We start from the raw sequence: 288 nt of genomic DNA, 5'->3' as shown, positions 1-288 counted from the left end.
GCGCTCGGTGATGCTGCGTTGAACCCCCTCTCAGAATGCTCATTTACAACACGTAAACTGCGCTTCTTCGAGGGGGTTCGCCTTGCCTGACCTTCGCTCGACGACTTTTCGTACAAACCCTAGCCGGGAGCTTTCATGTATCGACTCGACGACCTGCTGCACCTGATGGCCCGTCTGCGCGATCCGCAACACGGCTGCCCGTGGGATCTGAAGCAGAACTACGCGAGCATCGTGCCCTACACCCTGGAAGAGGCGTACGAAGTCGCCGATGCCATCGAGCGCAGCGAC

At 59.4% G+C, this 288-nt stretch carries 1 protein-coding gene; it reads left to right on the top strand.

Annotation, left to right across the window (positions count from 1 at the left end):
- Positions 1–135: 135 nt before the first annotated feature.
- The coding region (locus ACO0LB_RS20860; RefSeq protein ID WP_423052654.1) for a MazG nucleotide pyrophosphohydrolase domain-containing protein at positions 136–288 on the top strand (153 nt) is incomplete at its 3' end.

The organism is Undibacterium sp. SXout7W, assembly GCF_049339385.1.
In the GTDB taxonomy this organism is placed as follows: domain Bacteria; phylum Pseudomonadota; class Gammaproteobacteria; order Burkholderiales; family Burkholderiaceae_D; genus Undibacterium.
This window is presented reverse-complemented; position numbering and strand designations above follow the sequence as displayed.